Raw genomic sequence first — 13608 nt, forward strand, 5'->3', positions numbered from 1 at the left:
TAGCAGTGGCTAAGGAAAAATTTGAACGCTCCAAACCGCACGTCAACGTCGGCACCATCGGTCACGTCGACCACGGTAAAACGACCCTGACGGCGGCTCTGACTCGTGTTTCTGCCGAAGTCTTCGGCGGCGAATGGCGCCAGTTCGATACCATCGATAACGCCCCGGAAGAGCGTGAGCGCGGTATCACCATCGCGACCGCTCACGTCGAATACCAGTCCGAAGTGCGCCACTACGCGCACGTCGACTGCCCGGGACACGCTGACTACGTCAAGAACATGATCACCGGTGCTGCCCAGATGGACGGCGCTATCCTGGTCTGTTCCGCTGCTGACGGCCCGATGCCGCAGACTCGCGAGCATATCCTGCTGTCTCGCCAGGTCGGCGTTCCGTACATCGTCGTGTTCCTGAACAAGGCCGACATGGTCGACGACGAAGAGCTGCTCGAGCTGGTCGAAATGGAAGTTCGCGAACTCCTCAACGAGTACGACTTCCCGGGCGACGACACCCCGATCATCATCGGTTCCGCACTGATGGCGCTGGAAGGTAAGGACGACAACGGCATGGGCACCACCGCCGTTGCCAACCTGATCAAGGCCCTGGACGACTACATTCCGGAGCCGGAGCGTGCCATCGATCAGCCGTTCCTGATGCCGATCGAGGACGTATTCTCGATCTCCGGTCGCGGCACCGTCGTCACCGGTCGTGTCGAGCGCGGTATCGTCAAGACTGGCGACGAAGTCGAAATCGTCGGTATTCACGACACCACCAAGACCACCGTTACCGGTGTCGAAATGTTCCGCAAGCTGCTCGACGAAGGTCGTGCCGGCGAGAACATCGGTGCGCTGCTGCGTGGTACCAAGCGCGACGACGTCGAGCGTGGTCAGGTCCTGGCCAAGCCGGGCACCATCACTCCGCACACCAAGTTCGAAGCCGAAGTCTACGTGCTGTCCAAGGAAGAAGGTGGTCGTCACACCCCGTTCTTCAAGGGCTATCGTCCGCAGTTCTACTTCCGTACCACCGACGTGACTGGTACCTGTGAACTGCCGGAAGGCGTCGAAATGGTCATGCCGGGCGACAACGTCCAGATGGTCGTGACCCTGATCGCTCCGATCGCCATGGAAGACGGCCTGCGTTTCGCTATCCGCGAAGGCGGTCGTACCGTTGGCGCTGGCGTGGTTGCCAAGATCATCGAATAAGATCTCGATGATCTGACAAGGAAGGGGCGCTCCGGCGCCCCTTTTTCTGTATGTGTTCGACAGCCCTGTTTGACAGTGAATTAGGGCTCCCATATAATGCGCGTCCTTTGAACGCGTGGGTCGACGGCTCGCGCCGTCAGCATCCAGTGGAGCATAAGGTAAATGCAGAACCAGAAGATTCGCATCCGGCTGAAAGCGTTTGACCACCGCCTGATCGATCAGTCGGCTCAGGAAATCGTGGATACGGCCAAGCGTACCGGTGCTCAGGTGCGCGGTCCGATCCCGCTGCCGACCAATCGCGAGCGTTATACCATCCTGATTTCGCCGCACGTCAACAAGGACGCGCGCGATCAGTATGAGATTCGCACGCACAAGCGCGTTCTCGACATCGTCGAGCCGACGGAAAAGACCGTCGATGCGCTGATGAAGCTCGATCTCGCCGCTGGCGTAGATGTACAGATCAAACTCGACTGAAACCAACACTAGACACTAGCGGAAGCTGAATTCGACAGCGTCCGCCGCGTCGAGAGACGCCACACAATGTGCTAGTGGAATGCTCTGGAAAGGGCAGCCATAGCGGGTGATAGCCCCGTACACTATAGGAGACTGAACATGACTATCGGTTTGGTCGGTAAAAAAGCGGGCATGACCCGCGTTTTCACCGAAGATGGCGCATCCGTGCCCGTAACCGTGATCGAGGTTGAGCCTAACCGCGTCGCTGGCGTCAAGACCGTTGAGTCTGACGGCTATCGCGCCGTGCAGGTGACAACCGGCTCCCGCAAAGCCAAGCACCTCTCCAAGGCAATTGCTGGTCAATATGCCAAGGCGGGTGTCGAGGCAGGCCGTTCCCTGATGGAGTTCCGTCTTGCAGAAGACGACGAGACTCCGGAAGTGGGTGGTTCCTTCACTGTATCCCTCTTCGAAGCTGGTCAGAAAGTCGATGTGACCGGTACCTCCAAAGGTAAGGGTTTCCAAGGCGCCGTCAAGCGCTGGAATTTCCGTACCCAGGACAACAGCCACGGTAACTCGCTGTCTCACCGTGCGCCGGGTTCCATCGGTCAGTGCCAGACCCCGGGTCGCGTTTTCAAAGGCAAGAAAATGGCCGGTCAGCTGGGTAATGAGCGCGTCACCGTCCAGAGCCTGGAAGTGGTGCGTATCGACGCCGAGCGCAATCTGCTGTTGATCAAGGGCGCCGTGCCCGGTGCACCCGGCAGCGATGTCGTTGTGCGCAGTGCCGTGAAAGCTCGCTGAGGGGACTGAGACCGATGAATCTGAATCTCGCAGGTGCCGCTGGCACCGTCGAAGTGTCCGAAGAGACCTTTGGCAAAGAATTCAACGAAGCGTTAGTGCACCAGGTCGTCACCGCCTATCTGGCGGCTGGTCGTCAGGGTACCCGTGCCCAGAAGAACCGCTCCGACGTGCGTGGCGGCGGCAAGAAGCCGTGGCGCCAGAAGGGCACCGGTCGTGCGCGTGCCGGCACCATCCGCTCGCCGCTGTGGCGCAGCGGTGGGGTGACCTTCGCTGCCCGTCCGCAGGACTACACGCAGAAGGTCAACCGCAAGATGTACCGTGCGGCGATGCGTTCGATCCTGTCCGAACTGGTTCGCCAGGAGCGTCTGGTGCTGGTCAACGAATTCGCCGTCGACGCACCGAAGACCAAGCAGCTGGTTGGCAAGCTCAAGGAGCTGGAACTCGAAAAGGCCCTGATCGTCACCGAAGAGGTCGACGAGAAGCTCTATCTGGCCGCTCGCAATATCCCCAACGTCGATGTCGTCGATGCTGCGGCCGCCGATCCGGTCAGCCTGATCGCCTTCGACAAGGTGCTGATGACCGTCTCCGCTCTGCGTAAATTCGAGGAGAAGCTGGGATGAACCAGGAACGCGTATACAAGGTTCTGCTCGGACCTCACATGACCGAGAAGGCCGCGCGCGCCGCCGAGAACAATCAGTACGTGTTCAAAGTGGCCCAGGACGCGACCAAGCCCGAGATCAAGAAAGCCGTCGAAGCGCTGTTCGGCAAGAAGGTTGCCGGCGTGCAGGTGCTCAACGTCAAGGGCAAGACCAAACGCACTCGCTTCGGCACTGGTCTGCGCAAGGGTTACCGCAAGGCGTACGTGACCCTGGCCGCGGGCGAGACGCTCGAAGACTTCTCTGGCGCCGAGTAAGGCAGGAGTACGGATCATGGCAGTAGTCAAGACAAAACCCACGTCCGCCGGTCGTCGTCACCTCGTCAAGGTCGTCAACGACGAGCTCTACAAGGGCCGTCCGTATGCGGCGCTGACCGAGAAGCAGTCGAAGTCGGGTGGGCGTAACAACAATGGCCGCATCACCACGCGTCACGTCGGTGGTGGCCATCGTCAGCATTATCGTCTGATCGATTTCAAGCGCACCAAGGATGGCGTCAACGCCGTCGTCGAGCGCATCGAATACGATCCGAACCGTAGCGCCAATATCGCGCTGCTGAAGTACCTGGATGGCGAGCGCCGCTACATCATCGCACCCAAGGGCCTCAAGGCCGGGGACGTGGTGGAGTCCGGCGTCAACGCTTCCATCAAGCGTGGCAATGCATTGCCGCTGCGCAACATCCCGGTCGGCTCCACGGTGCACTGCATCGAACTGAAGCCGGGCAAGGGTGCGCAGATTGCGCGTAGTGCCGGCGCCAGCGCTCAGCTGGTCGCTCGTGAAGGCAACTACGCCACCCTGCGTCTGCGCTCCGGCGAGATGCGTCGGGTGCTGTCGGAGTGCCGTGCCACGCTGGGCGAAGTCGGTAACTCTGAGCACAGCCTGCGTCAACTGGGCAAGGCCGGTGCGAAACGTTGGAGAGGGGTACGCCCGACCGTTCGCGGTGTCGCGATGAACCCGGTGGATCACCCGCACGGTGGTGGTGAAGGCCGCACCAGCGGTGGTCGTCACCCGGTCAGCCCGTGGGGTATTCCTACCAAGGGCCACAAGACCCGCAAGAACAAGCGTACCGACAAGCTCATCGTTCGTCGCCGCAAGGCCCGGAATTGATTGAAATCGCCAGACATTAAGAGGTAACGGCTGTGCCACGTTCACTGAAGAAAGGTCCTTTCATCGACCTTCATCTGTTGAAGAAGGTCGAAGTCGCAACGGAAAAGAACGATCGCAAACCGATCAAGACCTGGTCGCGTCGTTCGATGATCCTGCCCAATATGGTCGGGCTCACCATTGCGGTACATAACGGTCGCCAGCATGTCCCGGTGCATGTTTCCGAGGAGATGGTCGGCCACAAGTTGGGCGAGTTCGCTGCTACCCGCACTTATCGCGGCCATGCGGCGGACAAGAAAGCCAAACGGTAAGCCAAGAGGAATAAGAGATGGAAGTCGCTGCTAAGTTGCGTGGCGCGAGCTTATCCGCCCAGAAGGCCCGTTTGGTGGCTGACCAGGTGCGCGGTAAGCCGGTCGCCGAAGCGCTCGACGTGCTGACCTTCTCCCCCAAGAAGGCCGCCAAGTTGGTCAAGAAGGTGCTGCAGTCCGCGATTGCCAATGCGGAAGAAAACAACGGCATGGACATCGACGAGCTGCGTGTCTCGACCATCTGTGTCGATGAGGGCATGACGCTCAAGCGCATTCAACCGCGCGCCAAGGGTCGTGCGGATCGCATTCTGAAGCGCACCTGCCACATCACCGTCAAGGTAGCCGAGAAGTAGGAGTCGACCAGATGGGTCAGAAAGTCAATCCAGTCGGTATCCGACTGGGCATCGTCAAGGATCACTCGTCGGTCTGGTATGCCGAGCGTGGCGCCTATGCCGACAAACTGAACAACGATCTGGAGGTGCGTCGCTATCTCGAGGAGCGTTTGAAGAACGCTTCCGTGAGCCGCATCACCATCGAACGTCCGGCCAACAATGCCCGTGTCACCATTCACACCGCCCGTCCGGGCATCGTGATCGGTAAGAAGGGCGAGGACGTCGATCGTCTGCGCCAGGATGTCACCCGCATGATGGGTGTGCCGGTGCACGTCAACATCGAAGAAGTCCGCAAGCCGGAACTCGACGCCGCCCTGGTCGCGCAGAACATCGCCGGTCAGCTCGAGCGTCGCGTGATGTTCCGTCGCGCCATGAAGCGCGCCGTTCAAAACGCCATGCGTCTGGGCGCCGGCGGCATCAAGGTGCAGCTCTCCGGTCGTCTCGGTGGTGCGGAGATCGCGCGTACCGAGTGGTATCGCGAAGGTCGCGTGCCGCTTCATACGCTGCGTGCCGACATCGACTACGCCACCTATGAAGCGCACACCACTTACGGCGTCATCGGCGTCAAGGTGTGGATCTTCAAGGGCGAGATCCTCGGGGGCATCGAAGAGGTGCGTGCCAAGCAGAAGCAGCAGGCTCAGGCACCCGCACCCAAGAAGAAAGGTTCCAGGTAAGGGGAGACTGATCGATGTTGCAACCCAAGCGTACAAAGTTCCGCAAGGTGCAGAAAGGTCGTAACCGCGGCCTGGCGCATCGCGGCAGCAAGGTGAGCTTCGGGGACTTCGGTCTCAAGGCCACCGATCGCGGCCGTATCACCGCACGTCAGATCGAAGCCGGTCGTCGTGCGATCACCCGTCACGTCAAGCGTGGTGGCAAGATCTGGATCCGTGTATTCCCGGACAAGCCGATCACCCAGAAGCCGCTCGAGGTTCGTATGGGTAAAGGTAAGGGTTCCGTCGAGTACTGGGTCGCGCAGATTCAGCCGGGCAAGGTGCTCTACGAAATCGAAGGTGTTTCCGAAGAGCTGGCGCGTGAAGCCTTCTCTCTGGCGGCACAGAAAATGCCCATCTCCACCACCTTTGTGAAACGGACGGTGATGTGATGAAAGCCAACGAAATGCGTGAAAAGTCAGTCGATGCACTGCAAGAGCAGCTCTTCGAACTGCTCCGCGAGCAGTTCAATCTGCGGATGCAGAAGGCTACCGGCCAGCTGAGCCAGACGCACCTGCTCAAGCAGGTACGTCGCGACATTGCTCGCGTCAAGACTGTGCTCAACCAGAAGGCAGGTGACCAATAATGGCTGAAGCAAGCAAAGCTCGTACGCTCACCGGCAAGGTCGTGAGCGACAAGATGGAAAAGTCGATTGTCGTATTGATCGAGCGCCGCGAGCGTCACCCGATCTACGGCAAGTACATGAAGCGCTCCACCAAGCTGCACGCCCATGACGAGGCGAATCAGGCACGGCTCGGCGACACGGTTTCCATTCAGGAATGCCGTCCGCTGTCCAAGAAGAAAGCCTGGACGTTGGTCGAGGTGGTCGAGCAGGCCAAGGGCTGAGCCCGACAGCGCCTTCTGAACCAGTGCAGTCAGATTAGGTTTGGAGAAAACCAATGATTCAGACTCAGACAATGCTGGATGTCGCCGACAACAGCGGCGCGCGCCGGGTGCAGTGCATCAAGGTGCTGGGCGGTTCACATCGCCGTTACGCCCGCGTTGGCGACATCATCAAAGTGACGGTCAAGGAAGCGATTCCGCGGGGCAAGGTCAAGAAAGGCCAGGTCCTCAAGGCCGTTGTCGTGCGTACGCGCAGCGGTGTTCGTCGTAACGACGGCTCGCTGATTCGCTTCGATGGAAATGCGGCGGTTTTGTTGAACAACACCAACGAACAGCCGATCGGTACCCGTATCTTCGGGCCGGTTACTCGTGAACTTCGTACCGAGAAGTTCATGAAGATCATTTCCTTGGCGCCCGAAGTGCTGTAAGGAGCGAGGCGGATATGCACAAGATCAAACGTGACGACGAAGTCATCGTCATCGCCGGCAAGGACAAGGGCAAGCGTGGCACGATCAAGCGCGTCCTCAAAGACGACCGTTATGTCGTCTCGGGCGTGAACATGGTCAAGCGCCATACCAAGCCCAACCCCATGCTGGGTAACCCGGGGGGTATCGTCGAGCGTGAGGCTCCGATCCATGCGTCCAACGTGGCCATCTTCAACGCGGAGACCGGCAAGGCGGATCGCGTCGGCTTCCAGCTGCAGGAAGACGGTACCAAGGTACGTATCTACAAGTCGACGCAGAAGCAGATCGACGCCTAACGCGAGTCGGGTAGCAAAATGGCGAACTTGAAAGAACGTTATCAGAACGAGGTCGTAGCGCAGCTCAAAGAGCAGTTCAGCTACGCCAACGTGATGCAGGTGCCCCGGATCACCAAGGTGACGCTGAACATGGGCATCGGCGAAGCGACCAGCGACAAGAAGCTGATCGAAAATGCCATCGGCGACCTGGAGAAGCTCTCCGGTCAGAAGCCGGTGGTGACCAAGGCGCGCAAGTCGATCGCAGGCTTCAAGGTCCGCGAAGGCTGGCCGATCGGCGTCAAGGTGACGCTGCGCCGCGAACGGATGTGGGATTTCCTGGATCGTCTGGTCAACATCGCGATTCCTCGCGTGCGTGACTTCCGCGGTCTCAACCCGAAATCCTTCGACGGCCGCGGTAACTACTCCATGGGCGTACGTGAGCAGATCATCTTCCCGGAGATCGAATATGATAAGATCGACCGGATTCGAGGTCTGGATGTCACCATCACGACCAGCGCCATCACCGACGAAGAAGGCCGTGCGCTGTTGAGCGCGCTGAACTTCCCGTTCAAGCAATAAGGGTGGATTCATGGCAAAGAAAAGCATGATTGAGCGTGAGCTCAAGCGCGCGAAGCTGGTCGACAAATACGCCGCCAAGCGTGCCGCGCTCAAGAGCGTCATCTATGACGTCAACGCTTCTGACGAAGAGCGCTTCGACGCTCAGCTGAAGCTGCAACAGTTGCCGCGGGACTCCAGTCAGGTCCGCCAGCGCAACCGCTGCCGCGTTACCGGCCGTCCGCACGGTTACTACAACAAGTTCGGACTGGCCCGTAACAAGCTGCGCGAAGCTGCCATGCGTGGCGATGTCCCTGGACTGAAGAAGTCCAGCTGGTAAGCCACGTCGAGGAATTCAGGAGCGCAATGTAAATGAGCATGCAAGATACTCTGGCGGATATGTTCACCCGTATCCGCAATGCGCAGATGGCCACCAAGGAGACGGTCACCATGCCGTCTTCCAAGCTCAAGGTCGAGGTGGCCCGCGTACTCAAGCAGGAAGGCTACGTCACCGACTATGCGGTTACCGAGGGCGCCAAGCCCGAGCTGACCGTGACCCTCAAGTATTTCGAGGGCAAGCCGGTCATCGAGCACCTCCAGCGCGTGTCCAAGCCGTCACTGCGGATCTACAAGGGCAAGAGCGATCTGCCCAAGGTCTCGGACGGTCTGGGCGTGGCGATCGTCACCACCTCCCAGGGGGTCATGACCGATCGCGCGGCACGCCAGGCGGGTGTCGGTGGTGAAGTCATCTGCACCGTATTCTAGGAGTGAGTAATGTCTCGCGTAGCCAAGTATCCGGTTAAACTGCCCAGCGGCGTCGAGGTCAAGTTCGACGGCGACCAACTGTCCGTCAAGGGCGGCCAGGGCACGCTAGAACTGACCGTACATCCCGACGTGAAGATCGCTCAGGAAGACGGCCAGCTGACCTTTGCTCCCAGTGAGCAGGCAAAGAGCTGGGCCATGGTCGGCACCACCCGTGCCCTGGTCCAGAACATGGTCACCGGCGCTTCCGAGGGTTTCACTCGGTCGCTGGAAATCAATGGCGTCGGCTATCGTGCCCAGGCAAGTGGCAAGACGCTGAATCTGACACTCGGTTTCTCCCACCCGATCGACTATACGCTGCCCGAAGGTGTTACGGCGGAAACGCCCAAGAACACCACGATCGTGCTGAAAAGCGCGGACAAGCAGAAGCTCGGCCAGGTGGCAGCGGAAATTCGTGCCTTCCGTCCGCCGGAGCCCTACAAGGGCAAAGGGGTTCGGTACAGCGACGAACAAGTCCGCCGCAAAGAAGCCAAGAAGAAGTAAGGCAGGGTTATGAACGCGAAGAAAGAATCCCGTCTCCGTCGTGCCCGCCGCGCGCGCGCCAAGATCCGCGATCTGGGTGTGTACCGCCTGTGCGTCAACCGCACCCCGCGTCACATCTATGCGCAGATTATCTCGCCGGACGGCGGCAAAGTCCTGGCCAGCGCTTCCACGCTGGACAAGAGCCTGCGCGAAGGGGCCACCGGCAACGCCGATGCGGCCGCCAAAGTGGGTGCTCTGATTGCCGAGCGCGCCAAGGATGCCGGTATCTCTCAGGTAGCCTTCGACCGCGCTGGTTTCCAGTACCACGGGCGTGTCAAGGCGTTGGCGGATGCCGCACGCGAAGGCGGTCTGCAATTCTAAAGGGTTTTACGATGGCGAATAACGAACAGAAGGGCGGAGATCTGCAAGAGAAGCTGGTGCAGGTCAACCGCGTCGCCAAGGTGGTCAAGGGTGGCCGTATCTTCGGTTTCACCGCGCTGACCGTCGTTGGCGATGGCAACGGCCGGGTCGGCTTCGGTCGTGGCAAGGCGCGTGAAGTGCCGGTCGCGATCCAGAAGGCCATGGACCAGGCTCGTCGCAACATGGTCAAAGTCAGCCTTAGCGGCAGCACGCTGCAGTACCCGGTTCGCGCCCGCCACGGTGCATCCAAGGTATTCATGCAGCCGGCTTCCGAAGGTACCGGCATCATCGCCGGCGGCGCCATGCGCTCCGTGCTCGAACTGGCTGGCGTGCATGACGTTCTGGCCAAGTGCTACGGCTCCACCAACCCGGTGAACGTGGTGCGCGCTACCATCAAGGGGCTTGCATCCATGCAGTCTCCGGAAGACATCGCCGCCAAGCGTGGCCTGTCTGTCGAAGAACTGGCGGGGTAAGTGACCATGGCAGAGACGATCAAAATCACCCAGACCCGCAGCACCATCGGTGTCCTGCAAAAGCACAAGGCCACCATGAAAGGTCTTGGGCTGCGTCGCATCGGGCACTCGGTCGAGCTGGAAGACACCCCCGCCGTTCGCGGCATGATCAACAGGGTTCGTTACCTTGTTCGAGTCGAGGGAGAGTAATCCATGAAACTCAATAGCTTAAGCCCGGCTCCGGGTTCCAAGCATGCCGAGAAGCGCGTCGGGCGTGGCATCGGCTCCGGTCTGGGCAAGACCGGTGGCCGTGGTCACAAGGGCCTGAAGTCCCGCTCCGGCGGCTCGGTCAAGCCGGGCTTCGAAGGCGGTCAGATGCCGCTGCAGCGTCGTCTGCCGAAGTTCGGTTTCACCTCGCGGAAGGCGCTGGTGTCCGAAGAGGTTCGTCTGGCCGAGTTGGCCAAGGTCGAGGGCGACGTCGCCGATCTCGACAGCCTCAAGAAGGCCAACGTGCTCAAGGATGCCACCGAGTACGCCAAGGTCATTCTGTCCGGCGAGCTGAACAAGGCGATTACCGTACGTGGCCTCAAGGTCACCAAAGGTGCACGCGCTGCGATCGAAGCGGCCGGTGGCAAGGTAGAGGACTAAATGGCTAAGTCAGGAAACATGCCGGCGAACATGGGTAGTGGTCTCAGCGAGCTGTGGGCACGCCTGCGTTTCGTCTTCATCGCGATCGTGGTGTACCGCATCGGTGCCCACATCCCCGTCCCCGGCATCGATCCTGACCAGCTGGCTGCCCTGTTTCGGGAGAACCAGGGCACCATCCTGGGCATGTTCAACATGTTCTCGGGGGGTGCGCTGCAGCGCATGAGTATCTTCGCGCTGGGGATCATGCCGTACATCTCCGCGTCGATCATCATGCAGCTTCTGACCGCGGTATCGCCTCAGCTCGAAGCGCTGAAGAAGGAAGGCGAGGCCGGGCGCCGGAAGATCAACCAGTACACCCGCTACGGCACGGTGTTGCTGGCGTTGATCCAGGCGAGCGGTATGTCAGTTGGTCTGGTCAGTCAGGGCGTTGCCTATACCGGTGGCATCAGCTTCTACTTCACCGCCGTCGTCACCTTCGTGGCCGGGGCCGTGTTCCTGATGTGGCTGGGCGAGCAGATCACCGAGAAAGGGATCGGCAACGGTATTTCGCTGATCATCTTCGCCGGGATCGTGGCCGGGCTGCCGAGCGCGATCGGTCAGTCGTTCGAGCTGGCACGTAATGACGGTGCCTGGAACGTCCTGCCTTTGCTGGCGCTATCGATCCTCGGGATCGCCACGGTGGCGTTCGTGGTGTTCATCGAGCGCGGCCAGCGCCGCATCACGGTGAACTATCCGCGCCGTCAGGTCGGCAACAAGATGTATGCCGGTCAGAGCAGCTACCTGCCGTTGAAGGTCAACATGGCGGGGGTGATTCCGCCGATCTTCGCGTCCAGCATTCTGCTGTTCCCGGGCTCGATCGGTCAGTGGCTCGGTCAGGGCGACGGTCTCGAATGGCTGCAAGTGGCCTCGCAGCAACTCGCCCCGGGAGCGCCGCTGTACATCATCCTGTTCGCGGCGGCAGTGTTGTTCTTCTGCTTCTTCTATACGGCGTTGGTGTTCAATCCCAAGGATGTCGCCGACAACCTGAAGAAGTCCGGTGCCTTCCTGCCGGGGATTCGTCCGGGAGAGCAGACGTCTCGCTACATCGACAAGGTGATGACGCGACTGACCCTGTTCGGCGCGCTCTACATCACCCTGGTGTCGTTGATGCCGCAGTTCCTGGTGGTGGCCTGGCAGGTGCCGTTCTACTTCGGCGGTACCTCGCTGCTGATCGTGGTCGTGGTGATCATGGACTTCATGGCCCAGGTTCAATCGCACTTGATGTCTCACCAGTATGAATCGGTGATGAAGAAGTCGAACCTGAAAGGCTACGGTAGCGGCGGCCTGATGCGCTGAGCCTCCGCGAGAGAGCATTTGGAGAGAACGATGAAAGTTCGAGCTTCTGTAAAGAAAATGTGCCGTAACTGCAAGATCATTCGGCGCAACGGCGCGGTTCGCGTGATTTGCACCGAACCGCGTCACAAGCAGCGTCAGGGTTGATCCCCGACGCTGCAAGTTAAAGCGGGCCATGGCATTCCCCTTGCCTTGAGAGAGGTCAAGGGGTATGCTATCGCGCCCTTTGTGGACGACTAACGAGCAAGCCACTCAACATTCGGAGTAAGCTGATGGCCCGTATTGCAGGCGTCAATATCCCGGACAACAAGCATGCGGCGATCTCGCTGACCTACATCTACGGGATTGGCCGTACGCGTGCGCAGGAAATCTGCACCGCAGCCGGCATCGCACCGACCACCAAGATTCAGGAACTGTCTGGCGAAGCGCTCGACACCCTGCGTACCGAAGTGGGTAAGTACACCGTAGAAGGCGACCTGCGCCGTGATGTGACGCTGAACATCAAGCGTCTCATGGACTTGGGTTGCTACCGTGGTCTGCGCCATCGTCGTGGTCTTCCGCTGCGTGGGCAGCGTACCAAGACCAACGCGCGTACCCGCAAGGGACCGCGTAAACCGATTCGTAAGTAATTAACGTTCCGGCGTTTAAGATCAGGAAACATCAACATGGCTAACCCGCGTAGTAACCGTAAAAAGGTTAAAAAGCAGGTAGTGGACGCCATCGCGCACATCCACGCCTCTTTTAACAATACGATCGTGACGATCACAGACCGCCAGGGCAACGCGCTTTCTTGGGCGACTGCCGGTGGTTCGGGTTTTCGTGGTTCTCGCAAGAGCACCCCGTTCGCAGCTCAAGTGGCGAGTGAACGTGCAGCGACCGCTGCAGCCGAGTATGGTGTGAAAAACGTCGACGTGCTGGTCAAGGGCCCCGGTCCTGGCCGTGAGTCCGCCGTGCGTGCATTGAATGCCGCCGGCTTCCGTGTGCAGAGCATCACTGACGCGACGCCGATCCCGCACAACGGGTGTCGTCCGCCGAAGAAACGCCGCGTTTAAGGAGACAGACTCATGGCTCGTTATCTTGGTCCCAAGTGTAAACTGTCTCGTCGTGAAGGCACCGACCTCTTTCTGAAGAGCGGTGTGACTCCCTTCGAGAAGAAGTGCAAATCCGAGCAGATCCCGGGTGTGCACGGCCAGCGCCGTCAGCGTCTTTCCGACTACGGCTTGCAGCTTCGCGAGAAGCAGAAAGTGCGTCGTATCTACGGCGTACTCGAAAAACAGTTCCGCAACTACTACAAGGAAGCGGCTCGCCTGAAAGGGGCGACCGGTGAATCCCTGTTGCAGTTGCTGGAATGCCGACTGGACAACGTGGTCTATCGCATGGGCTTCGGCTCCACGCGTAACGAGTCACGCCAGTTGGTCAGCCACAAGGCGATCGCGGTCAACGGCCGTACCGTTAACGTGGCGTCCTATCAGGTGCGTCCCGGCGACGTCGTGTCTGTGCGTGAGAAGGCCAAGAACCAGGCCCGTATCCAGCAGGCGCTGTCCATCGCCGCCAACCGCGGCGACGTGGTGTGGATCGACGTCGATTCGAAGAAGATGGAAGGCACTTTCAAGGCTGTCCCGGAACGCGGCGACCTGTCTGCCGACATCAACGAAAACCTGATCGTCGAGCTGTACTCCAAGTAAGCCTGAGGATCGGATCGCCCAGGCGATCCGATT

27 protein-coding genes are annotated in these 13608 nt (G+C 59.9%); all 27 read left to right on the forward strand.

The features are described from left to right. Positions 1-5: 5 nt before the first annotated feature. The 27 genes from tuf (at position 6) to rpsD (ending at position 13575) form a co-directional block, all read left to right on the forward strand. Positions 6-1199 (forward strand): elongation factor Tu, encoded by a 1194-nt coding sequence (tuf, locus tag DOM57_RS06885; RefSeq protein ID WP_110648496.1) that lies wholly within the window; start codon positions 6-8, stop codon positions 1197-1199. A 162-nt stretch (positions 1200-1361) separates the two neighbouring features. Next, positions 1362-1673, forward strand: coding sequence for a 30S ribosomal protein S10 (gene rpsJ, locus DOM57_RS06890; protein WP_035470365.1), 312 nt, complete (start codon positions 1362-1364; stop codon positions 1671-1673). A 138-nt stretch (positions 1674-1811) separates the two neighbouring features. Beyond that, complete coding sequence (gene rplC / locus DOM57_RS06895) at positions 1812-2450, forward strand: 50S ribosomal protein L3 (RefSeq protein ID WP_110648497.1); 639 nt, start codon at positions 1812-1814, stop codon at positions 2448-2450. Positions 2451-2464: 14 nt separating this feature from the next. After that, entirely contained in the window at positions 2465-3070 is a 606-nt protein-coding gene (rplD, locus tag DOM57_RS06900; protein WP_110648498.1) for a 50S ribosomal protein L4, read from the forward strand. After that, the gene (gene rplW, locus DOM57_RS06905; RefSeq protein ID WP_110648499.1) at positions 3067-3363 is read left to right on the forward strand and encodes a 50S ribosomal protein L23; all 297 of its coding nucleotides are present in this window, start codon (positions 3067-3069) and stop codon (positions 3361-3363) included. Before rplD ends, rplW begins: the two co-directional genes overlap by 4 nt. A gap of 16 nt (positions 3364-3379) precedes the next feature. Then, on the forward strand, positions 3380-4210 hold the full coding sequence (gene rplB / locus DOM57_RS06910; protein ID WP_110648500.1) for a 50S ribosomal protein L2: 831 nt from the start codon (positions 3380-3382) through the stop codon (positions 4208-4210). A 32-nt stretch (positions 4211-4242) separates the two neighbouring features. Continuing rightward, on the forward strand, positions 4243-4518 hold the full coding sequence (gene rpsS, locus DOM57_RS06915; RefSeq protein WP_071230710.1) for a 30S ribosomal protein S19: 276 nt from the start codon (positions 4243-4245) through the stop codon (positions 4516-4518). A 17-nt stretch (positions 4519-4535) separates the two neighbouring features. After that, positions 4536-4868: a 50S ribosomal protein L22 gene (gene rplV / locus DOM57_RS06920; RefSeq protein ID WP_035470378.1), complete on the forward strand. Its 333-nt coding sequence runs from the start codon at positions 4536-4538 to the stop codon at positions 4866-4868. Positions 4869-4879: 11 nt separating this feature from the next. Continuing rightward, complete coding sequence (gene rpsC, locus DOM57_RS06925; protein WP_110648501.1) at positions 4880-5581, forward strand: 30S ribosomal protein S3; 702 nt, start codon at positions 4880-4882, stop codon at positions 5579-5581. Between the two features lie 14 nt (positions 5582-5595). Then, a complete protein-coding gene (gene rplP, locus DOM57_RS06930; RefSeq protein WP_110648502.1) occupies positions 5596-6009 on the forward strand; it encodes a 50S ribosomal protein L16 in 414 nt (137 codons plus the stop codon). Further along, on the forward strand, positions 6009-6203 hold the full coding sequence (gene rpmC / locus DOM57_RS06935) for a 50S ribosomal protein L29 (protein ID WP_071230713.1): 195 nt from the start codon (positions 6009-6011) through the stop codon (positions 6201-6203). Before rplP ends, rpmC begins: the two co-directional genes overlap by 1 nt. Continuing rightward, positions 6203-6463: a 30S ribosomal protein S17 gene (rpsQ, locus tag DOM57_RS06940; protein WP_110648503.1), complete on the forward strand. Its 261-nt coding sequence runs from the start codon at positions 6203-6205 to the stop codon at positions 6461-6463. The genes rpmC and rpsQ overlap by 1 nt, the downstream gene beginning before the upstream one ends. Positions 6464-6516: 53 nt before the next feature. Then, positions 6517-6888: a 50S ribosomal protein L14 gene (gene rplN / locus DOM57_RS06945; protein WP_089688530.1), complete on the forward strand. Its 372-nt coding sequence runs from the start codon at positions 6517-6519 to the stop codon at positions 6886-6888. 14 nt (positions 6889-6902) lie between these two features. Beyond that, positions 6903-7220, forward strand: coding sequence for a 50S ribosomal protein L24 (gene rplX / locus DOM57_RS06950; RefSeq protein WP_110648504.1), 318 nt, complete (start codon positions 6903-6905; stop codon positions 7218-7220). Between the two features lie 18 nt (positions 7221-7238). Beyond that, a complete protein-coding gene (gene rplE, locus DOM57_RS06955) occupies positions 7239-7778 on the forward strand; it encodes a 50S ribosomal protein L5 (protein ID WP_110648505.1) in 540 nt (179 codons plus the stop codon). Between the two features lie 10 nt (positions 7779-7788). Continuing rightward, the gene (gene rpsN, locus DOM57_RS06960) at positions 7789-8094 is read left to right on the forward strand and encodes a 30S ribosomal protein S14 (protein WP_110648506.1); all 306 of its coding nucleotides are present in this window, start codon (positions 7789-7791) and stop codon (positions 8092-8094) included. Positions 8095-8126: 32 nt separating this feature from the next. Then, entirely contained in the window at positions 8127-8519 is a 393-nt protein-coding gene (gene rpsH / locus DOM57_RS06965) for a 30S ribosomal protein S8 (protein ID WP_110648507.1), read from the forward strand. A 9-nt stretch (positions 8520-8528) separates the two neighbouring features. Beyond that, positions 8529-9059, forward strand: coding sequence for a 50S ribosomal protein L6 (rplF, locus tag DOM57_RS06970; protein WP_110648508.1), 531 nt, complete (start codon positions 8529-8531; stop codon positions 9057-9059). 9 nt (positions 9060-9068) lie between these two features. Continuing rightward, entirely contained in the window at positions 9069-9419 is a 351-nt protein-coding gene (gene rplR, locus DOM57_RS06975) for a 50S ribosomal protein L18 (protein WP_110648509.1), read from the forward strand. Between the two features lie 11 nt (positions 9420-9430). Then, a complete protein-coding gene (gene rpsE, locus DOM57_RS06980) occupies positions 9431-9931 on the forward strand; it encodes a 30S ribosomal protein S5 (protein ID WP_035470394.1) in 501 nt (166 codons plus the stop codon). Positions 9932-9937: 6 nt separating this feature from the next. Further along, positions 9938-10120 carry a 50S ribosomal protein L30 gene (gene rpmD / locus DOM57_RS06985; RefSeq protein WP_110648586.1) on the forward strand — a complete coding sequence of 61 codons (183 nt, stop codon included), beginning with the start codon at positions 9938-9940 and terminating at the stop codon, positions 10118-10120. A 3-nt stretch (positions 10121-10123) separates the two neighbouring features. Next, positions 10124-10558 carry a 50S ribosomal protein L15 gene (gene rplO, locus DOM57_RS06990; protein ID WP_110648510.1) on the forward strand — a complete coding sequence of 145 codons (435 nt, stop codon included), beginning with the start codon at positions 10124-10126 and terminating at the stop codon, positions 10556-10558. After that, a complete protein-coding gene (gene secY, locus DOM57_RS06995; protein WP_110648511.1) occupies positions 10559-11893 on the forward strand; it encodes a preprotein translocase subunit SecY in 1335 nt (444 codons plus the stop codon). Positions 11894-11923: 30 nt separating this feature from the next. After that, a complete protein-coding gene (rpmJ, locus tag DOM57_RS07000; protein ID WP_031384759.1) occupies positions 11924-12037 on the forward strand; it encodes a 50S ribosomal protein L36 in 114 nt (37 codons plus the stop codon). Between the two features lie 125 nt (positions 12038-12162). Further along, positions 12163-12519 (forward strand): 30S ribosomal protein S13, encoded by a 357-nt coding sequence (gene rpsM, locus DOM57_RS07005; RefSeq protein WP_110648512.1) that lies wholly within the window; start codon positions 12163-12165, stop codon positions 12517-12519. 36 nt (positions 12520-12555) lie between these two features. Beyond that, the gene (gene rpsK, locus DOM57_RS07010; RefSeq protein WP_096276490.1) at positions 12556-12942 is read left to right on the forward strand and encodes a 30S ribosomal protein S11; all 387 of its coding nucleotides are present in this window, start codon (positions 12556-12558) and stop codon (positions 12940-12942) included. Positions 12943-12954: 12 nt separating this feature from the next. Then, positions 12955-13575 (forward strand): 30S ribosomal protein S4, encoded by a 621-nt coding sequence (gene rpsD, locus DOM57_RS07015; protein ID WP_110648513.1) that lies wholly within the window; start codon positions 12955-12957, stop codon positions 13573-13575. The last annotated feature ends 33 nt before the right edge of the window (positions 13576-13608 follow it).

The sequence above is a fragment of the Salinicola peritrichatus genome (assembly GCF_003206715.1).
GTDB classification, from domain to species: Bacteria; Pseudomonadota; Gammaproteobacteria; order Pseudomonadales; family Halomonadaceae; genus Salinicola; species Salinicola peritrichatus.